This is a genomic window from Streptomyces sp. NPDC101227 (assembly GCF_044767545.1).
GTDB lineage: Bacteria > Actinomycetota > Actinomycetes > Streptomycetales > Streptomycetaceae > Streptomyces.
In genome coordinates this window covers 1-25,605 of the sequence record NZ_JBIWOD010000017.1, presented here as the reverse complement: position 1 = coordinate 25,605, position 25,605 = coordinate 1, and the positions used below count along the sequence as shown (strand labels likewise).

14 protein-coding genes, 1 tRNA gene and 1 rRNA gene are annotated in these 25,605 nt (G+C 71.0%); 4 read left to right on the top strand and 12 right to left on the bottom strand.

All coding sequences use genetic code 11. The features are described from left to right. Positions 1-34: 34 nt before the first annotated feature. The 3 genes from ACIRPT_RS31305 to ACIRPT_RS31295 all read left to right on the top strand — a co-directional run bounded on the left by ACIRPT_RS31305 (position 35) and on the right by ACIRPT_RS31295 (position 6,546). Positions 35-4,855, top strand: a complete 4,821-nt coding sequence (locus tag ACIRPT_RS31305) for a DEAD/DEAH box helicase (protein WP_403833205.1) — start codon at positions 35-37, stop codon at positions 4,853-4,855. A 51-nt stretch (positions 4,856-4,906) separates the two neighbouring features. Then, positions 4,907-5,695 (top strand): Fpg/Nei family DNA glycosylase, encoded by a 789-nt coding sequence (locus ACIRPT_RS31300; RefSeq protein ID WP_403833203.1) that lies wholly within the window; start codon positions 4,907-4,909, stop codon positions 5,693-5,695. 74 nt (positions 5,696-5,769) lie between these two features. After that, positions 5,770-6,546: an SDR family NAD(P)-dependent oxidoreductase gene (locus tag ACIRPT_RS31295; RefSeq protein ID WP_403833201.1), complete on the top strand. Its 777-nt coding sequence runs from the start codon at positions 5,770-5,772 to the stop codon at positions 6,544-6,546. A 468-nt stretch (positions 6,547-7,014) separates the two neighbouring features. Here ACIRPT_RS31295 and ACIRPT_RS31290 read toward each other — a convergent pair whose 3' ends face one another. From ACIRPT_RS31290 to ACIRPT_RS31250, 9 genes are all read right to left on the bottom strand, one after another. Next, positions 7,015-7,485, bottom strand: a complete 471-nt coding sequence (locus ACIRPT_RS31290; protein ID WP_403833199.1) for a Dps family protein — start codon at positions 7,483-7,485, stop codon at positions 7,015-7,017. A gap of 285 nt (positions 7,486-7,770) precedes the next feature. After that, positions 7,771-8,154, bottom strand: a complete 384-nt coding sequence (locus ACIRPT_RS31285; protein ID WP_046925688.1) for a helix-turn-helix domain-containing protein — start codon at positions 8,152-8,154, stop codon at positions 7,771-7,773. A gap of 94 nt (positions 8,155-8,248) precedes the next feature. Then, positions 8,249-8,785, bottom strand: a complete 537-nt coding sequence (locus ACIRPT_RS31280; RefSeq protein ID WP_403833197.1) for a CinA family protein — start codon at positions 8,783-8,785, stop codon at positions 8,249-8,251. Further along, a complete protein-coding gene (gene pgsA / locus ACIRPT_RS31275) occupies positions 8,782-9,432 on the bottom strand; it encodes a CDP-diacylglycerol--glycerol-3-phosphate 3-phosphatidyltransferase (RefSeq protein ID WP_403833195.1) in 651 nt (216 codons plus the stop codon). The genes ACIRPT_RS31280 and pgsA overlap by 4 nt, the downstream gene beginning before the upstream one ends. Further along, a complete protein-coding gene (gene rimO, locus ACIRPT_RS31270) occupies positions 9,429-10,961 on the bottom strand; it encodes a 30S ribosomal protein S12 methylthiotransferase RimO (RefSeq protein WP_403511760.1) in 1,533 nt (510 codons plus the stop codon). The genes pgsA and rimO overlap by 4 nt, the downstream gene beginning before the upstream one ends. A 103-nt stretch (positions 10,962-11,064) precedes the next feature. Continuing rightward, a complete protein-coding gene (locus ACIRPT_RS31265; protein WP_403511763.1) occupies positions 11,065-11,880 on the bottom strand; it encodes a helix-turn-helix domain-containing protein in 816 nt (271 codons plus the stop codon). Positions 11,881-12,103: 223 nt separating this feature from the next. Continuing rightward, entirely contained in the window at positions 12,104-14,872 is a 2,769-nt protein-coding gene (locus ACIRPT_RS31260) for a DNA translocase FtsK (protein ID WP_403833191.1), read from the bottom strand. A gap of 113 nt (positions 14,873-14,985) precedes the next feature. Next, complete coding sequence (locus ACIRPT_RS31255; protein ID WP_403511769.1) at positions 14,986-15,642, bottom strand: two-component system response regulator; 657 nt, start codon at positions 15,640-15,642, stop codon at positions 14,986-14,988. Positions 15,643-15,897: 255 nt separating this feature from the next. Next, the gene (locus tag ACIRPT_RS31250) at positions 15,898-21,402 is read right to left on the bottom strand and encodes a HAMP domain-containing protein (protein ID WP_403833187.1); all 5,505 of its coding nucleotides are present in this window, start codon (positions 21,400-21,402) and stop codon (positions 15,898-15,900) included. 498 nt (positions 21,403-21,900) lie between these two features. On the opposite strand from ACIRPT_RS31250, the gene ACIRPT_RS31245 reads away from it, so the two are divergent. Then, the gene (locus ACIRPT_RS31245) at positions 21,901-24,531 is read left to right on the top strand and encodes a SpoIIE family protein phosphatase (RefSeq protein WP_403833491.1); all 2,631 of its coding nucleotides are present in this window, start codon (positions 21,901-21,903) and stop codon (positions 24,529-24,531) included. A gap of 52 nt (positions 24,532-24,583) precedes the next feature. Here the strand turns inward: ACIRPT_RS31245 and ACIRPT_RS31240 are convergent. The 3 genes from ACIRPT_RS31240 to rrf form a co-directional block, all read right to left on the bottom strand. Next, a tRNA-Thr gene (locus tag ACIRPT_RS31240) sits at positions 24,584-24,656 on the bottom strand. Between the two features lie 65 nt (positions 24,657-24,721). Beyond that, positions 24,722-25,384, bottom strand: a complete 663-nt coding sequence (locus tag ACIRPT_RS31235) for a DegT/DnrJ/EryC1/StrS family aminotransferase (protein WP_403833185.1) — start codon at positions 25,382-25,384, stop codon at positions 24,722-24,724. Between the two features lie 130 nt (positions 25,385-25,514). Further along, positions 25,515-25,605 (bottom strand): 5S ribosomal RNA (gene rrf, locus ACIRPT_RS31230); the annotation flags it as partial.

The following is a 25,605-nucleotide window of genomic DNA, read 5'->3' as shown; positions in this document are numbered from 1 at the left end:
CGCGTTGTCAGTGGTCCGGTGCACGATGGAGGACATGGCAGACGTGGCGGATACAGAGGACACAGAGGACACAGCCGAGCCGGCGCTCGATTCGTTCTCGCCCGCGACCCGCAGCTGGTTCGCCGGGGCCTTCAGCGCACCCACCGCCGCGCAGGAGGGCGCCTGGCGGGCGATCGGCGCGGGCTCGGACGTCCTGGTGGTGGCGCCGACGGGATCCGGCAAGACCCTCGCCGCGTTCCTGGCCTCGCTGGACGCGCTGGCGTCCACGCCCCCGCCCGCCGAGCCGAAGAAGCGCTGCCGGGTGCTGTACGTCTCCCCGCTCAAGGCCCTCGCCGTCGATGTCGAGCGCAATCTGCGCAGCCCGCTGACGGGTATCCGCCAGGAGTCGGTGCGGCTCGGGCTGCCCGAGCCGGACATCACGGTGGGCATCCGCTCCGGTGACACCTCGCCCGCCGAGCGCCGCTCGATCGCCAACCGCCCGCCGGACATCCTCATCACCACCCCCGAGTCGCTGTTCCTGATGCTGACGTCCTCGGCCCGGGAGGCCCTGGCGGGCGTCGAGACGGTCATCCTGGACGAGGTGCATGCCGTCGCCGGGACGAAGCGGGGCGCGCATCTGGCGCTCTCCCTGGAGCGGCTGGACGAGCTGCGCGGCGCGGGCTCCGAGGGGCGTGCCCGCCCGGCCCGCCGGATCGGCCTGTCGGCGACGGTGCGTCCGGTGGAGGAGGTCGCCCGCTATCTGTCGCCGCAGCGTCGGGTGGAGATCGTCCAGCCGCCGTCCGGCAAGCGGTTCGACCTCTCGGTGGTCGTCCCGGTGGAGGACATGGGGGTCCTGGGCGGCTCCCCCGTGCAGGAAGGCGATACGGGCGAGAAGCCGTCCATCTGGCCGCAGGTCGAGGAGAAGATCGCCGATCTCGTCCAGGCGCACCGCTCCACGATCGTCTTCGCCAACTCCCGGCGCCTGGCGGAGCGGCTGTGCAACCGCCTCAACGAGATCGCGTACGAGCGCACCCACGGGGAGCCGCTGCCCGAGCACCACTCCCCCGCCGAGCTGATGGCGGAGGCCGGGGCCGCCAAGGGTGCGCCGCCGCTGCTGGCGCGCGCCCACCACGGTTCGGTCTCCAAGGAGCAACGCGCCCAGGTGGAGGAGGACCTGAAGGCGGGCCGGCTGCCCGCCGTGGTCGCCACCTCCAGCCTGGAGCTGGGCATCGACATGGGCGCGGTCGATCTGGTCGTCCAGGTGGAGTCGCCGCCGTCGGTCGCCTCCGGGCTGCAGCGGGTGGGCCGGGCCGGCCATCAGGTCGGCGCGGTGTCCCGGGGCATCGTCTTCCCCAAGTACCGCGGCGATCTGGTGCAGGCCGCGGTGGTCACCGAGCGGATGCGCTCCGGCGCCATCGAGGCGCTGCGGGTGCCCGCCAACCCCCTGGATGTGCTGGCCCAGCAGATCGTCGCGATGACGGCGATGGACACCTGGGACGTCGAGGAGCTGCTGGCGGTCATCCGGCGGGCGGCGCCCTTCGCCGCGCTCCCCGAGTCGGCGTTCACCGGTGTGCTGGACATGCTCGCCGGCCGCTATCCCTCCGACGCCTTCGCGGAGCTGCGGCCGCGCATCGTCTGGGACCGCATCGCCGGGACGGTGACGGGCCGCCCCGGGGCGCAGCGGCTGGCCGTCACCTCCGGTGGCACGATCCCCGACCGCGGGCTGTTCGGCGTCTTCCTGGCGGGCGGCGACTCCGGCAAGGGCGGCGGGGGGAGGCGGGTGGGCGAGCTCGATGAGGAGATGGTCTACGAGTCCCGGGTCGGCGATGTCTTCACGCTCGGCACGACGTCCTGGCGCATCGAGGACATCACCCGCGACCGGGTGCTGGTCACCCCCGCCCCCGGGGTGCCGGGCCGGCTGCCCTTCTGGAAGGGTGACCAGCTCGGCCGCCCCCTGGAGCTGGGGCGCGCGCTCGGCGCGTTCCTGCGCGAGCTCGGCTCGCTCGCCCCCGAGGACGCCCGCGCCCGGCTGTCCGCCGCGGGTCTCGACGACTGGGCGGTCGACAACGTCCTGGGCTATCTCGCCGAGCAGAAGCAGGCCTGCGGCCATGTCCCGGACGACCGCACGATCGTCGTCGAGCGGTTCCGCGACGAGCTCGGCGACTGGCGGGTGGTCGTCCATTCCCCCTTCGGCGCGCAGGTCCACGCCCCGTGGGCGCTGGCCCTCGGCGCCCGCCTCGCCGAGCGCTACGGCATGGACGCCCAGGTGATGCACGCCGACGACGGCATCGTGCTGCGACTGCCGGACGCGGACCTGATGGGTCTCGACCTCCTCGACGGCGACGCCTTCGCCCCGGCCGCCGACCCCGGCCTCGGCGCCCGGGGCGCGGAGTACGACCCTGAGCAGTCCCCGGTCGGGGCCGCCGATGTCGTCTTCGACCACGGCGACGTCGACCAGCTCGTCACCGACCAGGTGGGCGGCTCGGCCCTCTTCGCCTCCCGCTTCCGCGAATGCGCCGCCCGCGCCCTGCTGCTGCCCCGGCGCAGCCCCGGCAAGCGCACCCCGCTGTGGCAGCAGCGCCAGCGCGCCGCCCAGCTCCTCCAGGTGGCGAGCGAGTTCGGGTCGTTCCCGATCGTGCTGGAGGCGGTCCGCGAATGCCTCCAGGACGTCTTCGACGTACCGGGCCTGACGGAGCTGATGGGCGACATCGAGGCCCGCCGGGTCCGCCTGGTGGAGGTCACCACCCCCGAGCCGTCCCCGTTCGCCCGCTCGCTGCTGTTCGGCTATGTCGCCCAGTTCCTCTACGAGGGCGACTCTCCGCTCGCCGAGCGCCGCGCCGCCGCCCTGTCGCTGGATTCCCGGCTGCTGGCCGAGCTGCTCGGCCAGGCCGAACTGCGCGAGCTGCTGGACGCCGAGGTGCTGACGGAGCTGGAGCGCGAGCTGCAGTGGCGCACGGAGGACCGCCGGGTCAAGGACGTCGAGGGCGTCGCCGATGTGCTGCGGCTGCTGGGGCCGCTGACCGACGCGGAGCTGGCCGGGCGCGGCGCGGACCCGGCATGGGCCGGGGAGCTGGCCGCCGCCCGCCGCGCGATCACGGTGCGGATCGCCGGCGCCGACCACTGGGCGGCCGTCGAGGATGCCGGGCGGCTACGGGACGCGCTGGGCACGGCCCTGCCGGTAGGCGTCCCGGAATCATTCACCGAACCGGTCAAGGACCCGCTCGGCGACCTGCTCTCGCGGTACGCCCGCACCCACGGCCCGTTCACCTCCGAGCAGGCCGCCGCCCGGTTCGGCCTCGGTACGGCCGTCACCGACGGCGCCCTGCACCGCCTGGCCGCCGCCGGACGCGTGGTCCAGGGCGAGTTCCACCCCGCGGGCATCGGCCAGGAATGGTGCGACGCCCAGGTGCTGCGCAGGCTGCGCCGCCGCTCGCTCGCCGCGCTGCGCGAGGAGCTCGAGCCCGTGCCGCCCGCGGCCCTCGCCGCCTTCCTCCCCCAGTGGCAGCACGTCGGCGGCCCGGCCCCTGGGGCGGGACCGCGCGGCGGCTCGTCGTACGGCCTGCGCGGCCTCGACGGCCTGGTCCGCGTCGTCGAGCAGCTCCAGGGCGCCCCGGTCCCCGCCTCCGCGCTGGAAAAGCTCGTCCTGCCGTCCCGCGTCGGCGACTACACCCCCGCCCTCCTGGACGAACTCACCTCCACCGGCGAGGTGGTGTGGGCCGGCGCCGGCGCGCTGCCCGGCAAGGACGGCTGGCTCTCCCTGCATCTCGCCGACACCGCGCCCCTGCTGCTGCCGCCCCCGCTCCCGCTGGAGCCGACCGCGCTGCACGAATCCGTCCTGGCCGCCCTCGCCCCCGGTTACGGCCTGTTCTTCCGCCAGATCGCCGACCAGGTCCGCGCCACCACCCACCCCGACGCCACCGGCCCCCAACTCGCCGACGCCCTGTGGGACCTGGCCTGGTCCGGGCGGCTCACCAACGACACCCTGGCCCCGCTGCGTGCCCTCCTGGGCTCGGGCCGTACGGCCGGCTCCACCGCCCACCGGGCCCGGCGGTCGGTGCCCCGGGGGAGATACGGCTCGCTGACCGCCGCCGCCGGACGTACGGGCGGCCGCCCCACGGCATCCCGTAACGGCCCGCCCACGGTCGGCGGCCGCTGGTCCCTGCTCCCCGCCCCGGAGCCGGACGCCACCCATCGCGCGCACGCCCTGGCCCGTACGCTCCTGGACCGGCACGGCATCGTCACCCGCGGCGCGGTCGCCGCCGAGGGCGTCGAGGGCGGGTTCTCGGCGGCGTACCGCGTCCTGGCGGCGTTCGAGGAGTCCGGGCAGGCCCGCCGCGGCTATGTCGTGGAGGGGCTCGGCGCCGCCCAGTTCGCGATGGACGGCGCGGTCGACCGGCTGCGCGCGGTCAGCACCCAACGGGAGCGCACCGCCGACGGTCCCCCACCCGACGGCGGCCCCTCCGGGCCCCGTGGTGACGGCCCGCGGCGCGCCGTCGTCCTGGCGGCCGCCGACCCCGCCAACGCCTACGGCGCCGCCCTGCCCTGGCCCGATCCCCCCGAGGGCTCGACCCACAAACCGGGACGCAAGGCGGGCTCCGTGGTCGTCCTCGTCGACGGCGAGCTGGCGCTCTACATGGAGCGCGGCGGCAAGACCCTGCTTCTCTGGCCACTCGGCCGGGACGCCGCCGAGCGGGGCACCGACGCCCGCGCCCAGCCCGCCGTGACGGCGCTGTGCGAGGCCGCCCGCGCCGGCGCCCTCGGCACCATCACCACCGAACGCATCAACGGCACCGCCGCCCTCACCTCCCCCTACGGCCCCGTCCTCGAGTCCGCCGGCTTCCACCCGACGCCGCGCGGATTCCGGCTGCGGGGGTGACGGGGTGCCGGCGCCGGGCCGGGGGCGGCACCGGCCCGGCATGATGGACCCATGCCCGAAGGCGACACCGTCTGGCGTCTGGCCCAGCGTCTGCACGAGGCGCTGACCGGCACCTCGCTGACCCGCTGCGACCTGCGCGTCCCCCGCCTCGCCACGGTGGATCTGACCGGCCGCAGCGTGCTGGAGGTGGTCCCCCGCGGCAAGCATCTCCTCACCCGCGTCGAGGGCGCCCTGACCCTCCACTCCCATCTGCGGATGGACGGCGCCTGGCGGATCTACGCCCCGGCCGAGCGCTGGCGCGGCGGCCCCGCCCACCAGATCCGGGCGATCCTGGGCACCGCCGAGCACACCGCCGTCGGCTACCGCCTCCCCGTGCTCGACCTGCTGCGCACCGCCGACGAGTCCCGGGCCGTCGGCCACCTGGGCCCCGACCTCCTCGGCCCCGACTGGGACCCGGCCGAAGCCCTGCGCCGACTGCTCGCCGACCCCGGACGCCCGCTGGGCGAGGCCCTGCTGGACCAGCGGAATCTGGCCGGCATCGGCAATGTCTACAAGTGCGAACTGTGCTTCCTGCTCCGCGCCTCCCCCTGGCTCCCGGTAGGGCGGCTGACCGACCCGGAGCGCGCCCCGGCGCTCGCCAAAAAGCTGCTCGAGGCCAACAAGCACCGCCCCGCACGCATCACCACCCCCAGTGCGCGCCCCGACCGCCGCCTGTGGGTCTACGGCCGCGCCGGACGCCCCTGTCCGCGCTGCGGCACCCCCGTACGCGCCGCCGACCAGGGCCCGGCCCCCGAGGAACGCGTCACCTACTGGTGCCCCGCCTGCCAGCCCGCCCCGTAGCGCCGGACCGGCTTCCGGAACCCCTCCCCGCACACTAATTGACGCACCGTCAGATCCCTCCCTACCCTCACCCCATGGCCCTCACGGCGTACGACCTCAGCGGCCGCACCGCGCTCGTCACCGGAGCGGCAAGCGGGATCGGCCGCGCCACCGCCGTCCTCCTCGCCGAGGCGGGCGCCACCGTGCACTGCGCGGATCTCGACGGCCAGGGAGCATCGACGACCGCCGAGGCCATCACCGCGTCGGGCGGCGCCGCCCGTCCACACCCTCTCGACGTCACCCGGCGCGACCAGATGGCCGCCGTCGTCGACGCGGCCCGGCGCACCACCGGCCGTCTGGACGTGATGGCCAACATCGCCGGAATCATGCACTCCTCCCCCGTCCTGGAGACCACCGACGCGGACCTGGACCGGGTCTGGAACACCAACTTCAAGGGCGTGCTCCACGGCTGCCAGGAAGCCGCCCGCGCCATGATCGCCACCGGCACCCGGGGCAGCATCGTGACGATGGCCTCCGGCGCCATCGACACCGGCGCTCCCGGACTGCTCTGTTACGGCGCGGCCAAGGCCGCCGTCGTCCAGCTCACCAAGACGCTGGCCACCGAGGTCGGCCGGTACGGAATCCGCGTCAACGCCGTCGCCCCGGGCTGGATCCGTACGGCGATGACCGACCGCCACAGCGCCGAGGCCCAGCAGCAGGCCGAGGGGCCGATGATCCGGATGTCTCCTCTGGGGCGGGTGGGCGAGCCCGAGGACATCGCACACGCCGTGCTTCACCTGGCGTCGGACGCCTCGTCCTTCACCACCGGCCAGATCCTCCGCCCGAACGGCGGCGTCGCCATGCCCTGGTGACCGCCGCCCGGCACCCCCTCAGCGAGACCCCGCGCCCCGCCGCGCCCTTCCCCCGGCCCGCCCAGGGCACGCAGTGCACGGGCAACAGGCTCAGCCCCCAGCCCCCCAGGACGACCGCCCCCTCGACCGCCCCCGCCGCCCGCGGCTCCAGCGTCACCCGGAGCGCGGCCCACCACCACAAGGCCCCGATGAGGGCCCCGGCTATCGAGCGGCCGGGTACGGCCCGGGGACGCCGGGCGGACGGCGGGCTCCCCGCCGGCCGTCCATCCGACCCGCGGGCCCCGATGTCATCCCACGCCATGGCTTGCCTCCCTCGGCCGACGCTAGACGGGCCCGCAGCCGGGCGGGAGAGCGCACCGGGGTGCGTGCGGGGCGCGGTGGGATATGCCGCGCCCGTTCGCGGCCGGGGCGTCCCGCAGCGGACCGCGCGGCCGGTCACCGGTGCCCACCGTCAGGCCGTCCGGCATATCACTGGGACTCCGCCTGGAACATCCAGTGATGCTTTTCCAGGTCGGCGGTCAGACCGATGAGAATGTCCTGGCTGACCGGGTCGGGATCCGCGGTGTCGATGATCCGCTCCCGCATCCGCTCGATCACCGCCGCCAGCCCCTTCACCAGCGTCTGCACCACCTCGCCGTCCTTGATCCAGCCGTCCGGCACCTCGCCGATCCCGCTGGTCTTGGCGACCGTCGCGGCCCGTCCGTCCGGCGGCACCCCGATCGCCGACGCCCGCTCGGCAACGGTGTCCGCGTGCTTGCGCGCGGTGTCCACCACCTCGTCCAGCTGGAGGTGCACGGAGCGGAAGCGCGGGCCCACGACGTTCCAGTGCACCTGCTTGGAGATCAGGGAGAGATCCACCAGATCGACGAGGGCTCCCTGCAACGCGTTCCCGACGATGGCGCGGTCGCCGTCGGACAGCGGGCTGTTGACCACAGACATCCAGCTACTCCTGTTCGCGCGAGACTTCGGCATTGCGCGGATCTGCGATGGCGCGGACCTACGCGGATCTACGTAGGTCCCTGCGCATCTGTGCTGCTCGGCGCCTGTCCACGTAGCCCTACGGGGATTCACCCCATATTTCCGTTTCACCCATCGTATAAATGATCGGGTGCTTTGGGGCAGGTCAAGAGGGCCGGCCGAGGCTCCGCCCCAGGCCGCGCGGGCAGCACAAAGCCCCGGCCAACCGCTGCCGACCGGGGCTTTGTGAATGTACGAACAGGGGTGTCAGGCCGCGACGACATCCACGACGTCGGCCGGGGACTTGATCGTCACACGGTCCTCCGGCACACCGGCCAGAGATGTGACGGACACCGAATTGAGCTTCGGCCGCACCGGTGCCGGTACCGGGTCGCTCGCGGCCGCGGACGCTGCCAGCTCGGCGAGCGCCAGCTCATCGCTGACCTCCCGCATAAGCTCTGACATGCGCACGTCCAGTGCGTCACAGATCGCCGAGAGCAGTTCGGAGGACGCCTCCTTCTGCCCCCGCTCCACCTCGGACAAATAGCCGAGCGATACCCGGGCGGAGGAAGAGACCTCGCGCAGGGTTCGGCCCTGGCGCTGACGCTGTCGGCGCAGCACGTCACCCAGCAGGCGACGAAGCAGAATCATCGCTGGCTCCCTCCTCGGACCTCGGATCCGGATCCTTCTCGCCCCACCGTACCGCCTTGGGCCCTGGCCGTGCCGGGCGTGAGTTCGTGTTCACTCAGGGCTGCAAACATCCATTCCCCCCGTGTTGTTCCGTATCCTGTGGCGCACTTTTTTCTGTCAGTTCGCTCAACAACAGTGCGAGCACGGCATCGATGGTGTCCCGGCGGATCCGGTCGCGATCCCCGTCCAGCGCCAGCCGCCGCACCGATCCGGCGCCGTCCGGCCCCTCGACGGCCACGAAGACGGTCCCCACCGGCTGCCCGTCCTGCGGCTCGGGCCCGGCCACGCCGGTGGTCGAGATTCCCCAGTCGGCGCCGAGGACCCGCCGGGCACCGCTCGCCATCTGCCGGGCGACCTCGGCGTCGACGGCCCCGCGTGCGGCCAGCAGCGCACCGTCCACGCCCAGCACATCCCGCTTGACCTCGGTCGCATACGCCGTCACCGCGCCCCGTACCACCCGGGACGCCCCGGGTACGGCGGTCAGCGCGCCCGCCACCAGACCGCCGGTCAGCGATTCGGCCACCGCCAGGCTCTGCCCGCGCCCGGCGAGCGCCTCGAGCGCCCCGGCCGCCGCAGAACCCGGCCCGGTCACCGCGCGGCTTCCCGTTCGGCCCGCTCGCCGCGCTCCTTGGCCAGTCCGGCCCGGCGCAGCATGACGGCCTGGCGGACGTAGTCGAGTCCGGTGGCCACCGTCAGCACGACGGCCACGGCCATCACCCACCAGCGGAACGTGGCCAGCGGTCCGGTCAGCACGAGGACGTACATCCCGACCGCGGTGCCCTGCGCCAATGTCTTGATCTTGCCGCCACGACTGGCCGGAATCACGCCGTGCTTGATCACCCAGAACCGCATCAGCGTGATGCCGAGCTCCCGGAAGAGGATCAGGCCCGTCACCCACCAGGGCAGATCTCCCAGCACCGACAGACAGATCAGCGCCGCACCCATGATCGCCTTGTCCGCGATCGGGTCGGCGATCTTGCCGAAGTCGGTGACCAGGTTGTACGTGCGCGCCAGATGCCCGTCGAAGACATCGGTGATCATGGCGACGGCGAAGGCCGCCCAGGCGAACGCGCGCCAGGCCGGGTCCGTCCCGCCGTCGTGCATCAGCAGCAGCACGAAGGCCGGGACCAGCAGCAGCCGCAGCATCGTCAGGACGTTGGCGATGTTCCACAGCCCGGCCTGCCCGACGGCCGGCGCCGTGCGCGGCCCGCCGGCGGCGGAAGCCGGGACTCCGCTCATCTGTCCGCCTCCTCGGTACACGCGGTGCCGTCCACCGACAGCACCTCGGCCACGAGATCGACGCCCTCGCTCGCAACGACCTTTGCTTCGACCATACGACCGGGAACGAGGTCCTCGCCGTCCCGGCCGTTCCTCAGGATCGTGCAGCCGTCGGTCTCCGGCGCCTGGTGCGCGGCCCGCCCGACGACGCCGTCCTCCTCGTCGATCCGGTCCACCAGCACCCGTACGGTCTCGCCGACCCGCTCCTCCGCGCGCTGCGAGGTCAGTTCCTCGGCCAGCCAGGACACCCGCGCCAGCCGCTCGGCGACCACCTCGGGATCGACCTTGTCCTCGTAGGAGGCGGCTTCCGTGCCGTCCTCGTCCGAATAGCCGAAGACGCCGACGGCGTCCAGGCGCGCCTCCGTGAGGAAGCGCTCCAGCTCGGCCAGGTCGCTTTCGGTCTCGCCCGGGAAGCCGACGATGAAGTTGGAGCGGGCACCGGCCTGCGGCGCCTTCGAACGGATCTGCTCCAGCAGGCCGAGGAACCGCTCCGTGTCGCCGAAGCGCCGCATCGCGCGCAGCACCCCGGGCGCGGAGTGCTGGAAGGACAGGTCGAAGTAGGGCGCGACCTTGTCCGTACCGGTCAGCACGTCGACCAGCCCGGGACGCATCTCGGCGGGCTGGAGGTAGCTGACCCGGATCCGCTCGATGCCGTCGACCGCGGCCAGCTCGGGCAGCAGCGTCTCCAGCAGGCGGATGTCGCCGAGGTCCTTGCCGTAGGAGGTGTTGTTCTCGGAGACCAGCATGACCTCCTTGACGCCCTGCTCCGCCAGCCAGCGGGTCTCGCCCAGCACATCGGAGGGCCGGCGGGAGATGAACGAACCGCGGAAGGACGGGATCGCGCAGAACGAGCAGCGCCGGTCGCAGCCGGAGGCCAGTTTCACCGAGGCCACCGGGCTGCTGCCGAGTCTGCGGCGCAGCGGCGCCCGGGGCCCGGAGGCGGGCGCGATGCCCTCCGGGAGGTCCTCGGGGACGGATTCCTCGGGCGCTTCCGCCGGAGCCGGGACGTCGGAGCCGGTCTGGGCGTGGCCGGGCAGCGCGATCCCACCGGCGCCCTGACGCTCGGCCGGGCTGATCGGCAGCAGCTTGCGGCGGTCGCGCGGGGTGTGCGAGGCGTGGATGCCGCCGTTCAGAATGGTCTGGAGGCGGTCGGAGATATCGCTGTAGTCGTCGAAACCGAGCACGCCGTCGGCTTCGGGCAGCGCCTCGGCGAGCTCCTTGCCGTAGCGCTCGGCCATGCAGCCGACGGCGACGACGGCCTGGGTCTTGCCGTGATCCTTGAGATCATTGGCTTCCAGCAGGGCGTCGACGGAGTCCTTCTTGGCGGCCTCGACGAATCCACAGGTGTTGACGACGGCGACATCCGCGTCGGCGGCTTCCTCGACGAGCTCCCAGCCGTCCGCTGCCAAGCGGCCTGCGAGCTCCTCCGAGTCCACCTCGTTACGGGCGCAGCCAAGAGTGACAAGGGCGACGGTACGGCGTTCGGGCATGGGGCTCAGCCTACTTCGTCCCACCGACAGCCATGGCGCGCAGGTCTGTGCCACCGGTCCCGGGCGCCCCGGGCCCGGCGGCGGACGCGGCCGCGGGCCGCGCTCAGCCTGCCTGGGGGTCTCCCGGGGTGTAGCTCAGCCGCTCCACGGAACCCTCGTCGCCGACCCGCTTGACCTCCTTGCCATTGACGTACAGCTGTACGGCGCCGGCATTGCCCAGCACGAGATCGATCCGCTTCTTGTCCGTGAAGGTCTTGGACTGGCCCTTCTTGAGCAGGCCGTCCTGGAGCAGCTTGCCGTTGGCGTCCTTGGCCGAGACCCAGCTCTGACCGTCACGGGCGGTCACCTTGATCGTGACCTTGTCCTTGGGCAGCCCGGCGATCGCGCTCTCGGATGGGGCGGGGGCCCCCGTGGGCTTGACCGTCGGCCTGGTGGTGTTCGGCGCCGGCGCCGGCTTCTTCTCGGCGTTGGCCGTCCCGTCGGCCGAGACGGGGCCGTCGGCGCCCTTGCCGCCGCCGTTGAACAGCGTGAAGCCGACGAATCCGATGACGGCGACGATCGCCGCCACCATCGCGGCGGTCCAGTTGGGGCGGCGCGGCTCCGACCGGATCCGCTCGGCTTCGAACAGCGGAGCGGGGACGGTCGGCTCGGGACGCCCGCCGTGCTCGGCGTCGAACTGGGTGATCAGCGGTTCGGGGTCGAGGTCAACGGCTCGGGCGAGCGTCCGGATGTGTCCCCGCGCATAGACGTCGCCGCCACAGCGCGAGAAATCGTCCTGTTCGATCGCGTGCACGATCGGGATGCGCACCCGTGTGGTCGTACTGACCTCCTCAACGGTCAGTCCTGCTCCGATACGGGCCTGCTGGAGGGCTCGACCGACGGAAGGCCGGTCGGCTTCGGGGGAGTTGCCGATGGACACGGGGGCGCCTTTCGAGCGTGTAGCCACCTGCTGGAGGTTCAGTCTAGGGGTGGAGCGAAAGGGTCGGGCAAGCGGGAGAGCGGAGTTTGTACGCCATCAGAACGCCTACGCACGGTGCCGCGAACGCAATGATGAGCCGTCATTCCCGCACCTCCCTCAACTTGACGTATCAGCAGGAGAAACGGTTGCTTTCTCTCACGTACGAGTGACCCGGATGGATGTGCTACTCGGTAGCTTCCCCCCGGATGACCGAGAGCACTCCGTCCAATTCATCCGGCTTCACCATGACATCCCGTGCCTTGGAACCCTCGCTGGGCCCGACGATGTTGCGCGATTCCATCAGATCCATCAGCCGTCCGGCCTTGGCGAAGCCCACCCGCAGCTTGCGCTGGAGCATCGACGTCGACCCGAACTGGGTGGACACCACCAGCTCAGCGGCCTGGCAGAGCAGATCGAGGTCGTCGCCGATGTCCTCGTCGATCTCCTTCTTCTGCTTGCCGCCCACGGTGACGTCGTCACGGAAGACCGGCGCCATCTGGTCCTTGCAGTGCTGCACGACGGCCGCGACCTCGGCCTCGGTCACGAACGCGCCCTGCATCCGGACCGGCTTGTTGGCCCCCATCGGGAGGAAGAGCCCGTCACCCTTGCCGATCAGCTTCTCGGCGCCCGGCTGGTCGAGGATGACCCGGCTGTCGGCGAGCGAGGAGGTGGCGAACGCGAGCCGGGACGGCACATTGGCCTTGATCAGGCCGGTCACGACATCGACGGACGGGCGCTGGGTGGCCAGTACCAGGTGGATCCCGGCCGCGCGGGCCAGCTGCGTGATACGGACGATGGAGTCCTCCACATCGCGCGGCGCGACCATCATCAGGTCCGCCAGCTCATCCACGATGACCAGCAGATACGGGTACGGCGCCAGCTCCCGCTCGCTGCCCTCGGGCGAGCTGACCTTGCCCTCGCGCACCGCCTCGTTGAAGTCGTCGATGTGCCGGAAGCCGTACGCCGCGAGATCGTCGTAGCGCAGGTCCATCTCGCGCACCACCCACTGCAGCGCCTCGGCGGCCCGCTTGGGATTGGTGATGATCGGCGTGATCAGGTGCGGAATTCCCTCGTACGCCGTCAGCTCGACCCGCTTGGGGTCGACCAGCACCATCCGGACGTCCTCCGGGGTGGCGCGCAGCATGACCGAGGTGATCAGACAGTTGATGCAGGAGGACTTGCCGGAGCCGGTCGCGCCCGCCACCAGGACGTGCGGCATCTTCGTCATATTGGCCATGACATAGCCGCCCTCGACGTCCTTGCCGAGCGCCACCAGCATCGGGTGATCGTCGCCCGCGGCATCGGCCAGCCGCAGCACATCGCCGAGGTTGACCATCTCCCGGTCGGTGTTGGGGATCTCGATGCCGACCGCTGACTTGCCCGGGATCGGGCTGATGATCCGGACGTCGGGGCTGGCCACGGCGTAGGCGATGTTCTTGGCCAGCGCGGTGATCTTCTCCACCTTGACGGCCGGACCCAGCTCGACCTCGTAACGGGTGACCGTCGGGCCCCGGGTGAAGCCGGTGACCGCCGCATCGACCTTGAACTCCTGGAAGACGTTGCTCAGCGCGGCCACTATCGCGTCGTTCGCGGCGCTCCGGGTCTTGCCGGGACCGCCGCGCGCGAGCAGGTCGAGGGACGGCAGGGAATAGGTGATGTCGCCGGACAGCTGGAGCTGCTCGGCGCGCGGCGGCAGATCGCCGGACGGCTCGGGCGCGGCCTTGGTGAAGTCCGGTACGGCCCGCCCGGGCCCGTCCGCGGGCCGCTCCGCCTCACGGGCCGGCGGCACCGCGCCGCTGTCCCCCGTGCTGTTCTCGTAGTCCTGGCGCTCCCCGGAGACCGAGCTGCTGAGCCCGGCGACCAGCGGCGAGGGCTGGACGCCGTGCAGCACCGCGCCGTCCAGCGCGGCGGCGGCCGCGGCGGCGACATCCACCGCGTCCATCGGCCGGTCCAGCGCGGGCTGTGCGGAGGCCCGGCGCGGACGGCGGCGCCGCGACAGCGCCTCTTCCTCGTACGCCTCCGGATCCTCGGCGGGGCCGCGGCGCGCCGGGCGGGCGGGCCGCTCGCGCCAGTCCTCCGCGTACCGGCCGTCCTCCTCGAAGTCCGCCTCGGGCTCCTCGGGCGAGAACACCCCCAGCCGGATGCCCACCGCACGCAGCCGCTGCGGGATGGCGTTGACCGGCGTCGCGGTGACCACCAGCAGCCCGAAAATGGTCAGCAGCACCAGCAGCGCCACCGCCAGGGTCTGCCCGACCGTGAAGATCAGGGGCTTGGACGCCGCCCAGCCGACATAGCCGCCGCCGTCCTGTATCGCGGCGAGCCCGTCACCGCGGCCCGGCGACCCGCACGCCATCGCGACCTGCCCGAGGACCCCGACGACCAGCGCGGACAGCCCGATGACGATCCGGCCGTTGGCCTCGGGCTGCTCGGGGTGCCGCATCAGCCGTATGGCGATCACGCCCAGCAGTATCGGCACGACCAGGTCCAGCCGCCCGAAGGCACCGGTGATCAGCAGCTCGACGAGATCGCCGACCGGGCCGCTGAGGTTGGACCAGGTGCCGGCCGCGATCACCAGCGCCAGGCCGAGCAGCAGCAGCGCCAGGCCGTCCTTGCGGTGCGCCGGGTCGAGGTTCTTCGCGCCCCGGCCGAAATGGCGGAACGTCGCCCCGATGCCGTGCGCCGCCTCCAGCCAGCAGGCGCGGACGACGCGGTAGACGCCACCGGTCGGCGAGGGCGCCGGCTTCGGGGCGGCCTTTTTGGCCGGCGCCTTCTTCGCCGGAGCCTTCTTCGCGGCAGCGGTCTTCTTCACCGGAGGCTTCTTGGCGGGCGCCTTCTTCCCGGAAGACGGCTGCTTCGCGGCGGTCTTCTTCGCGGCGCCCGAGGACTGTCCGGCACGCTGCTTGGCGGGTCCCGCCTTGCTCTGGGTTCCCTTGCCGGACGTACGTGAGGCCATGGCGACGAGATTACAGGCGACGGCAAGCGTGTCACGAGCGCACGCCGCTTCACCCATTCGTGTCGCGCGTGCGCCTCATGAAAGACCGTCAGTCACCCGCCGCCGGGCGCCGCTCAGCCCGCCCCGCTGCCCGACCCCGGCTCCAGCGCGTCCAGCGCCCGGCGCAGCCCGGTCAGTTTGCGCTCAAGATGCGCGGCGGTGGCGACCGCGGCGGCCTCCGCCGTCTCGTCCAGCTGCTTGGACAGCGCCTCCGCCTGCTCCTCGACCGCGGCCAGCCGCGCCGACAGCTCGGCCAGCAGCCCCGCCGACTCCCTCGCCTCGGAGTTCGGCCGCCCGCCCTCCAGCTGGAGCCTCAGCAGCGAGGCCTGCTCACGCAGTTGGCAGTTCTTCATGTACAGCTCGACGAAGACCGAGACCTTCGCGCGCAGCACCCACGGGTCGAACGGCTTGGAGATGTAGTCGACCGCACCGGCCGCATAGCCGCGGAAGGTGTGGTGCGGGCCGTGATTGATGGCCGTGAGGAAGATGATCGGGATGTCGCGGGTACGTTCGCGCCGCTTGATGTGCGCGGCGGTCTCGAACCCATCCATCCCCGGCATCTGCACATCGAGCAGAATCACCGCGAAATCGTCCGTGAGCAGTGCTTTGAGCGCTTCCTCCCCGGACGATGCCCGCACCAGTGTCTGATCGAGCGCAGAGAGGATCGCCTCCAGCGCCAGCAGATTCTCCGGCCGGTCATCGACCAGGAGGATCTTGGCCTTCTGCACCATGGCCCGTCCTCCTCGCCCCGGCATGGAACCGGACGCCGCCCCAGGGGACGACTCCGTCACGTCGCCCGTTCTTGTGCCGGTCATGGTAGCTGCACCCCGCCTATCGCCACACCCTGTCACCGCGATGTCACTGTGCACGTAGCAGAAACGCAGCGAGAGACCAGAAGGTTCCCCGAATCCCGCGCTTCCACACGTCCGCGGCAACAGTGAGTCAGCACGCCGTGATCCTCTTTCGGCTCCATACTGGACGCCCCATCACCTTGCGCGCATCCATTGCTCCATGACCGACAACAGATGATCGGTATCCACCGGCTTGGTCACGTAGTCGGAGGCCCCGGAGTCGATGCTCTTCTCCCGGTCGCCCTTCATCGCCTTCGCGGTCAGCGCGATGATGGGCAGCCCGGCGAACTGCGGCATCCGACGGATCGCGGCCGTGGTCGCATAGCCGTCCATCTCCGGCATCATGATGTCCATCAGGACCAGGACGACATCGTCGTGCTGCTCCAGCACCTCGATGCCCTCCCGGCCGTTCTCCGCGTACAGCACCGAGAGCCCGTGCTGCTCCAGGACGCTGGTGAGCGCGAAGACGTTACGGATGTCGTCGTCGACGATCAGCACCTTTTCGCCATGGAAGCCGCCGCCCCCCATGCCCGGCTGCACCAGGTCCTGGCCGTTGCCGATCCAGGGCTCCTCGGCGGACTGCTGGGTCGTCGGCTCCGACGGCTGCTGCGGCGCCTGCTGGGGCGGGGTGGGCGCGGGCTGGCCGGGCAGCGCGAAGCGCCGCGCACCGCCCGAAATGGAGCGCCTGCGCCGCCTGTTGAGGCTGGACTCCTCCTCCGCCAGCGCCTCCAGCTCGGCCTGCCGCCCGGCCTCCGTCTCGCGCGCCTCCGCATCCATCGCCAGCCCGCCGGCCACCAGCTGCGGGTAGCCCTGCGGCGGCAGCCCGCCGGGGTTGTGCGGCAGGTAGAGCGTGAAGGTGGAGCCGCGGCTGGGCTCGCTCGCGGCGTGGATCTCGCCGCCCAGCAGCCGGGCGATCTCCCGGCTGATGGACAGGCCCAGGCCCGTACCGCCGTACTTGCGGCTGGTCGTGCCGTCCGCCTGCTTGAACGCCTCGAAGATGACCCGCATCTTGCTGGACGCGATGCCGATACCGGTGTCGGTCACCGAGAACGCGATCATGTCGGCGTCCGGATCACGCAGCGAGCCGTGCTCGAGCAGCTGCTCACGGATCGCCACCGGCACATCCGCGCCGGCCGGCCGGATGACCAGCTCGACGGCGCCGCTGTCGGTGAACTTCACCGCGTTGGAGAGCAGATTGCGCAGCACCTGCAGCAGCCGCTGTTCGTCGGTGTGCAGGGTGGCGGGCAGCTCCGGGGAGACCCGTACGGAGAAGTCGAGCCCCTTCTCCGCGGTCAGCGGCCGGAACGTCGCCTCGACGTAGTCGACGAGCTGGACCAGCGCGATCCGCGTCGGGCTGACGTCCATCTTGCCCGCCTCGACCTTCGACAGATCGAGGATGTCGTTGATCAGCTGGAGCAGATCGGAACCCGCCCCATGGATGGTCTCGGCGAATTCGACCTGCTTCGGGGAGAGATTCCCCTCGGCGTTGTCGGCCAGCAACTTGGCCAGAATCAGCAGGGAGTTCAGCGGCGTGCGCAGCTCGTGCGACATGTTCGCCAGGAACTCCGACTTGTACCGCATGGAGACCGCGAGCTGCTCGGCGCGCTCCTCCAGGACCTGCCGCGCCTCCTCGATCTCGGTGTTCTTCACCTCGATGTCGCGGTTCTGCGCCCGCAGCTGCTCGGCCTTCTCCTCCAGCTCGGAGTTGGACAGCTCCAGCGCCTTCTGCCGGCTCTCCAGCTCACCCGACCGCTCCTTGAGCTGCTCGGTCAGCTCCTGCGACTGCTTGAGCAGCACCTCGGTCTTGGTGTTGACCGAGATGGTGTTCACGCTGGTCGCGATCATCTCGGCGATCTGGCTGAGGAAGTCCTTCTGGATCTGCGTGAACGGCTGGAAGGACGCCAGCTCGATCACGCCGAGCACCTTGTCCTCGAAGAGCACCGGCAGCACGATCACATTGGCCGGCGGCGCCTCCCCCAGCCCGGAGGCGATCTTGAGGTAACCGGAGGGGACGTTCTCCACCAGGATGGTGCGCCCCTCCTCCGCCGCCGTGCCGATCAGCGTCTCACCGGGCTTGAAGGTCGTCGGCATGCCGCCCATGGCATAGCCGTACGAGCCCATCAGCCGCAGCTCGTACGCACCCGCCTCGCCGCCGTCCGCGCCGATCTCCTGGCTGTCGGGCTGGGCCGCGAGGAAGAACGCACCGTGCTGCGCGGAGACCGCGGGCGAGAGCTCGCTCATGATGAGCGTGGCGACGTCCTTGAGGTCGCGGCGGCCCTGCATCAGACCGGAGATCCGGGCCAGGTTGCCCTTGAGCCAGTCCTGTTCCTCGTTGGCGAGAGTGGTCTCGCGCAGCGTGGAGATCATGGTGTTGACGTTGTCCTGGAGCTCCAGGATCTCGCCGGCCGCGTCCACATCGATGCGGACGTTGTGGTCGCCGAGGGTCACCGCCGCGGCCACGGCGGCGATCGCCCGCACCTGCCGGGTCAGGTTCCCGGCCATCTCGTTGACGGACTCCGTCAGGTCCTTCCAGGTGCCGGCCACGCCCCGCACCTGCGCCTGACCGCCCAGCTGGCCTTCCGTACCCACCTCGCGGGCCACCCGCGTGACCTGCTCGGCGAACGACGACAGCTGGTCGACCATGGTGTTGATGGTGGTCTTCAGCGCGAGGATCTCGCCCCGCGCGTCCACGTCGATCTTCTTGGTCAGATCGCCCTTGGCGACGGCGGTGGTGACCATCGCGATGTTACGGACCTGGCCGGTCAGGTTGTTGGCCATGGAGTTCACGGACTCCGTGAGGTCCTTCCACGTACCGGCGACACCGGGGACGCGGGCCTGGCCGCCCAGGATGCCGTCGGTGCCTACCTCGCGGGCCACCCGCGTGACCTCGTCGGCGAACGACGACAGCGTCGTGACCATCGTGTTGACCGTGTCGGCCAGCTGCGCGACCTCGCCGCGCGCCTCGACCGTCACCTTCTTCGTCAGATCGCCGTTGGCGACCGCCGCCGAAACCTGCGAGATGTTGCGCACCTGGATGGTCAGGTTGTTGGCCATCAGGTTCACGTTGTCGGTGAGATCCAGCCAGATTCCCGTCGCGCCCGGCACCCGGGCCTGGCCGCCCAACTGGCCCTCGGTGCCCACCTCACGGGCCACCCGGGTCACCTGCTCCGCGAACGACGACAGCTGGTCCACCATCGTGTTGACGGTCGTCACCAGTTCGAGGATCTCGCCCTTGGCGTCAACAGTGATCTTCTTCGACAGATCACCGCGGGCCACCGCCGTCGTCACCTCGGCGATGTTGCGCACCTGCGACGTCAGGTTGTTCGCCATGAAGTTGACGGACTGGGTGAGGTCCTTCCACGTACCGCTGACGCCCTGTACCTCGGCCTGGCCGCCCAGAATGCCCTCGGTGCCCACCTCGCGGGCGACCCTCGTGACCTGCTCCGCGAACGACGACAGCTGGTCGACCATCGTGTTCAGGGTGTTCTTCAGCTCCAGGATCTCGCCCCGGGCGTCCGCGTCGATCTTCTGCGACAGGTCACCACGCGCGACCGCGGTGGCGACCTGCGCGATGTTGCGGACCTGAGCCGTCAGGTTGCCGGCCATGCCGTTCACGGAATCGGTCAGATCCCGCCAGACACCGGCGACGCCCGGCACCTGCGCCTGACCGCCCAGTCGTCCGTCGGTGCCGACCTCCCGGGAGACCCGGGTGACCTGCTCGGCGAACGCGGAGAGCTGGTCGACCATCGTGTTGATGGTGTTCTTCAGCTCCAGGATCTCGCCGCGCGCATCGACGTCGATCTTCTGCGACAGGTCACCGCGCGCGACCGCCGTCGTCACCTGGGCGATCTGCCGCACCTGCGAGGTGAGGTTCCCCGCCATGAAGTTGACGGAGTCGGTCAGTTCCTTCCAGGTGCCGCTGACACCGTCCACCCGGGCCTGACCGCCCAGCCGGCCCTCCGTACCCACGTCCCTGGCCATCCGCGTGACCTGGTCCGCGAACGAGGACAGCTGATCCACCATGGTGTTCACGGTGTTCTTCAGCTGGAGCATCTCACCGGAGACGTCGACGGTGACCTTCTGCGACAGATCACCGTTGGCGACCGCCGTCGTCACCTGCGCAATGTTGCGGACCTGGCCGGTCAGGTTGCGGAAGGCGGTGTTCACGGAGTCCGTGAGGTCCTTCCACGTCCCCGCCGCGCCCGGGACCGCCGCCTGGCCGCCCAGCTCACCCTCGACGCCGATCTCCCGCGCCACCCGCGTCACTTCGGCACCGAACGCCGAGAGCTGGTCCACCATCGTGTTGACGGTGTTCTTCAACTCCAGCATTTCACCGGCGACATCGACGGTGACCTTCTGCGACAGATCACCGTTGGCGACCGCCGTCGTCACCTGCGCAATGTCCCGCACCTGGCCGGTCAGGTTCCGGAACGCGTTGTTCACCGAGTCGGTGAGGTCCTTCCACGTCCCCGCCGCACCCGGCACCTGCGCCTGGCCGCCGAGCTGGCCCTCGGCCCCGACCTCGTTCGCCACCCGCGTCACTTCGTCCGCGAACGTCCGCAGCGTCTCGGTCATGGTGTTGATGGTGTCGGCGAGCTGCGCGACCTCACCGCGCGCACTGACCGTGACCTTCTGCGACAGATCGCCGTTCGCGACGGCGGTGGTGACCTGAGCGATCCCGCGCACCTGAGCGGTCAGGTTCCCGGCCATGAGATTGACCGAATCCGTCAGGTCCTTCCACACGCCGGCCACACCGGGCACCTGCGCCTGGCCGCCGAGCTCGCCCTCCGTGCCGACCTCCCGGGCCACCCGGGTCACCTCGGACGCGAACGAGGAGAGCTGGTCCACCATCGTGTTGACGGTGTTCTTCAGCTCCAGCATCTCGCCGGCGACATGCACGGTCACCTTGCGCGACAGATCACCCTTGGCGACCGCGGTGGTGACGAGAGCAATGTCACGCACCTGGGCGGTGAGCCGCGAGGCCATGGTGTTGACCGATTCCGTGAGGTCCTTCCACGAACCGGACATGCCGCGCACCCGCGCCTGGCCGCCGAGCTTGCCCTCCGTACCGACCTCGCTGGCCACCCTCGTGACCTCGTCGGTGAACGCGGAAAGCTGGTCCACCAGTCCGTTGACCGTACGGCCGACCTTCAGGAATTCGCCCCGCAGGGGATGCTCCGAAGAGCTGTCCGAACTGCGCGACCGAAGATCCATCCGCTGTTCCAGGTCGCCCTCGGACACCGCCGACAGCACCCGTCCCACTTCGGAAACAGGCCGTACGAGATCGTCCACCAGGGCGTTCGAGGCGTCGATGGCCGCCGCCCAGGAGCCCTCGGCGGCGCCGACCTCCAGCCGTTCCGTGAGCTTTCCCTCACGTCCGACGACCCGGCGCACCCGCGCCAGCTCGCCCGTCAGATGCAGATTACGGTCCGCGACCTCATTGAAGACGGCCGCAATCTCCGACATGACGCCTTCACCGGAAACCGTGAGCCGCTTGCGGAAGTTCCCGTCCCGCATGGCGACAAGAGCGACCAACAGCCGATTCAGGGCAGCCGTGTCCACCTCGGTCGTCCCGTTGTTCCGGGATCGTCCGCCTTTCGCGCGCGTGCTTACGCCCCGCGCCGCTGCGCCAGACTCCACCGTAGTCCCTCCCGCAGGGTCGACCGTTCTAGCCGGGCTTTCTCTAGGTACGTGCCCAGTGTTTCACCCCGTCGCACGGAAGCGGCAAGGAGTCGAAACGTAACCACACCGATGGAGATTCGTTGAAGGTGACGGGCAGGACTTGTCATTAGCCACTCCCGGCCGGTCTCAATCCGGCCGACGTCGACCGTATAAAAGTCGCTCATGCGCCGAAATGACCGAGCGGCGCGAGCCGAGAATCCCCCGCCTTCAGGAAGAGGGGAGTCACAACGGTTCGGCAGCATCCACACCCCAGGTGCAGCGCGATATCGGCCATGCCCGGCGGCCACACACATTCCTCACGGGGGACGAACATGGCCGCCGGAGGACGTCTGCGTCCCAGAACGCACGCCTTCGTTCCCACCGCCCGACCAGACCGTCTAGCCTGGCTTGCGCATCGACACCACGAGAAACGGGCACAGGACTCGGGGGAGCGACGAAAAACCAATGGGGAGTGCTGTGATCACCGCGCGGGCCGCCGCCACATTCGAGCCGGTCGGGCGTTCGGTCGCCACTGCCCGCGCGTTCGTCAGGGACACCCTCCAGGGCTGGGGCTTCGGCGACATCGTCGACGACGCCGTCGTCCTGACCAGCGAACTGGTCACCAACGCCGTGGTCCATGCCGGCACCGCCGCCGATGTGCTGTGCCTGCGGACGGACGGCGGCGTACGCATCTCCGTAGCCGACCGCTACCCCGAACGCGAGATTCCGCTCCAGAACGCCGGCCAGGCCATGGTCCACCCCGACCGCGAGGGCGGCCGCGGCCTGCTGCTGTGCGGCGCGCTGGCCGCCCGCTGGGGCGTGGAGTACACCGCCGCCCAGAAACATGTCTGGTTCCAGCTCGAGCTGCCCGACCGCCCGGCCGGCACCCGGTCCGCCGGGCCCGCGCTCCCGGTGGACGCCCTTCCGGCCACCGAAACCCGCGTCCGCGTCGCCGTCGTACAGATCGACCGCGCCGGCTGCATCAGCTCCTGGAACGACGACGCACAGGAGCTCTTCGCGTACGACCAGGAAAAGGTCATCGGCAAGCCGATCACCGACTTCGCCGCCTGGCCGCACACCCCCGGCACGGGCACCGGCATCGCCGAGGCGCTCGAGCTCTCGCGCTGGGAGGGCTCGTACGGCATAAGAGGAGCCGACGGCCGCGTCATCCCGGTCTACGCCTCCCACCTGCGCGTTCGCGACGCCGACGGCGAGGCCTCCACGGTCTGCCTCCTCGTGCGTGATCACGAGCGCGCCATCCTGCAGAGCCCCCAGCGCACCCCCGCCCCGGACGCCGCCACCCAGACGGCCCAGTCGGAGGGCCGCACCTCCGACCCGTTCGAGGTCTTCATCGGCTCCCCGGCCCCCGACGACCTCGACGGTCTGCTCCAGCGCACCGTCGAGCGCGCCCGCGACATGCTCGACGGCGACGCCGCCTACCTCCTGCTGGCCACCGACGACGAGACCGAGCTCGAGGTCCGCGCCTCCACGGGTCTGCCCTCCGCCCGCCAGCGCTTCGCCCGCGTCCCGGTGGAGGCCGGATCCGGACGCTACGGCTCCGCCCGGATGCCCGCCGTACACGAAGACCTCACCGCCGTTCCCGGCGCCGTACCCCTCCTCTCCGGTACGGGCATGCGCTCGGTCGTCACCGTCCCCCTCAAGGTCGAGGGCCGCCTCACCGGCTCCCTCGGCGTCGCCGCGGAGGGCCCCGGCCGCTACACGAACGAAGAGGCGCTCCGCCTCCAGTTCGCCGCCGACCGCATCGCCCTCGCCGTCGAACGCGCCCGCCTGACCGAGCTGGAAAAGCTGCGCCGCGGCTCCCTCTCCTTCCTCGTCGAGGCCTCCGACCTCCTGGCCGGCACCCTCGACCGCGACCAGACCCTGGCCCTGATGGCCCAGATGACGGTCCCCACCCTCGCCACCTGGTGCGCCGTCTACACCGTCGCCGACCAGAGCTCCGAGCCCGAGCTCTCCTACGTTCTGCACGAGGACGAGGACCGCATCGACGGCCTCAAGACCCTCCTCCTCAAGGTCGATCCGCCCGAGCCGGTCCCCACCCCCGGCGCCCGCGTCTGGACCGCCCCCAGCGACGCCGCCCACGACGCGGCGCTGCGCACGTCCATGCGCAGCCTGGGCCTGGGCAACTCCGCCCGCCCGTCCACCGGACCGGGCGCCACCCTGGCCACCGCCTCCGCCGTCGGCGGCGAGACGGTCGTCCTCCCGCTCGTCGCGCGGAACCGCGTCATCGGCATGCTGACCCTCGGCAAGCCCACCGAGGAACACTTCCGCCAGGAGATCCTCGAACTCGCCGAGGACCTCTCCCGCCGGGCCGCGCTCGCGCTGGACAACGCCCGCCTCTACTCCGAGCGCACGGCCATCAGCCAGTCCCTCCAGCGCAGCCTGCTCCCCCCGGAGCTGCCCGAGATCGCCGGCGTCGAGGTCGAGGTCATCTACCGCGCGGCCGGCGAGGGCAACGAAGTCGGCGGCGACTTCTACGACCTCTTCCCGATCCGCGACGGCGCCTACGGCTTCGCCATCGGCGACGTCTGCGGTACGGGCCCCGAAGCGGCGGCCGTCACGGGCCTGGCCCGGCACGCCCTCCGCCTCCTGGCCCGCGAGGGCTTCGGCGGCCCTGCCGTACTCGAACGCCTCAACGCCGCCATCCTCGACGAAGGCGCCCGCAGCCGCTTCCTGACGCTCCTTTACGGCGAGCTGTGGCCCCAGCCCGACGGCAGCGCCCTCCTCAAGGTCGTCTGCGCCGGCCATCCGCTGCCGCTCCGCCTGCGCCAGGACGGCACGGTCGAACCGGCCGCCGAACCCCAGCCCCTCCTCGGCGTCATGGATGACCTCGAGCTCTACGAGCAGACCGTGACCCTCGACCCCGGCGATGTCCTCCTGTGCGTCACGGACGGCGTCACGGAACGCCGCGAGGGCACCCGCATGCTCGGCGACGACGGCCTCACCGACGTCCTGACGACCTGTACGGGCCTGACCGCCGGTGCCGTCGCCGCCCGCGTCCTGCGCGCCGTGGAACGCTTCGCCGCCGAACCGGCCTCCGACGACATGGCCATCCTCGCCATGCGGGTCCCTGAAATTCCCGCCGACTGAACCCGGATACGACGAAGGCCCCCGCCAACCGGCGGGGGCCTTCGCTATCCAGAGCCCCAATACGGAATCGAACCGTAGACCTTCTCCTTACCATGGAGACGCTCTGCCGACTGAGCTATTGGGGCGCAGCGACAGAAGAAATACTACCTGATCTCCGCGACGCTCCGAGACACCGTGCCCGCCCACACATCTAAAAGGCCGGCTGCAGCAATCCTCCCAGCGCATTGCAGGCGCTCACCATCTTCTGCAACTCCCGCCGCGACACATCCACATGCAGAGGCAAAGCCAGCGTCTCGTCAACGGCCCGCTCGGTATGCGGCAGAAACACATCCCGCCGCAGCCCCGGCATCCGATACGCCGGGGCCTGCACCGGAACCTTGCACGCCACACCCTTGGCCCGCAGAGCCCGCGCAAAGGCATCCCGGTCCGGCCGCCCGTTCCCCGGCACCCGCACCACGTACTGCTCATACGTGTGCCCGGCCGCCGGCGCCGGCGTATCCACGCCGCTGAGCCTGCCGTCCAGATACGTCGCGAGCGCCTGTCGCCGCTCCGCACCGTCCGGCTCCGCTCCCGGCTCGTCCTCGACCAGCACCAACAGCCCGTGCCGCTGTCCCACTTCACGGATCCATCCGGCGTCGGCCCGGCGCCCGAAGCGATGTATCGCCACGACCGCCGCCGTCCGGGAGGTCACCACGTCCGCCACCGCGGCCGGGTCGAGGCAGTAACTGTCGGCGTCCACATCGGCGAACACCGGCACGGCGCCCAACTGCACCACAGCCCGCGCCACTTCGGCGTTGCCATAGGCCGGCACCACGACCTCGTCACCAGCACGCACACCGGCGGACTCGAGCATTCCTACTGTCCCCATGACGCGGATCCTGGCGACGCGAGGTGAACGTCAAGTTACGCCTCTCACCTGAAAATCAGAACAAAAAAGCTCCGGCTCCTGAACCAGAAGGTCCAGGAGCCGGAGCTGAAGATTTGTTCGGCGGCGTCCTACTCTCCCACAGGGTCCCCCCTGCAGTACCATCGGCGCTGAAAGGCTTAGCTTCCGGGTTCGGAATGTAACCGGGC

Excerpts from the sequence above, each read along its gene's own strand:
- ACIRPT_RS31305 (WP_403833205.1), top strand. The coding sequence starts at position 35 with ATGGCAGACGTGGCGGATACAGAGGACACAGAGGACACAGCCGAGCCG.
- ACIRPT_RS31300 (WP_403833203.1), top strand. The coding sequence starts at position 4,907 with ATGCCCGAAGGCGACACCGTCTGGCGTCTGGCCCAGCGTCTGCACGAG.
- ACIRPT_RS31295 (WP_403833201.1), top strand. The coding sequence starts at position 5,770 with ATGGCCCTCACGGCGTACGACCTCAGCGGCCGCACCGCGCTCGTCACC.
- ACIRPT_RS31290 (WP_403833199.1), bottom strand. The coding sequence starts at position 7,485 with ATGTCTGTGGTCAACAGCCCGCTGTCCGACGGCGACCGCGCCATCGTC.
- ACIRPT_RS31285 (WP_046925688.1), bottom strand. The coding sequence starts at position 8,154 with ATGATTCTGCTTCGTCGCCTGCTGGGTGACGTGCTGCGCCGACAGCGT.
- pgsA (WP_403833195.1), bottom strand. The coding sequence starts at position 9,432 with ATGAGCGGAGTCCCGGCTTCCGCCGCCGGCGGGCCGCGCACGGCGCCG.
- rimO (WP_403511760.1), bottom strand. The coding sequence starts at position 10,961 with ATGCCCGAACGCCGTACCGTCGCCCTTGTCACTCTTGGCTGCGCCCGT.
- ACIRPT_RS31260 (WP_403833191.1), bottom strand. The coding sequence starts at position 14,872 with ATGGCCTCACGTACGTCCGGCAAGGGAACCCAGAGCAAGGCGGGACCC.
- ACIRPT_RS31255 (WP_403511769.1), bottom strand. The coding sequence starts at position 15,642 with ATGGTGCAGAAGGCCAAGATCCTCCTGGTCGATGACCGGCCGGAGAAT.
- ACIRPT_RS31235 (WP_403833185.1), bottom strand. The coding sequence starts at position 25,384 with ATGCTCGAGTCCGCCGGTGTGCGTGCTGGTGACGAGGTCGTGGTGCCG.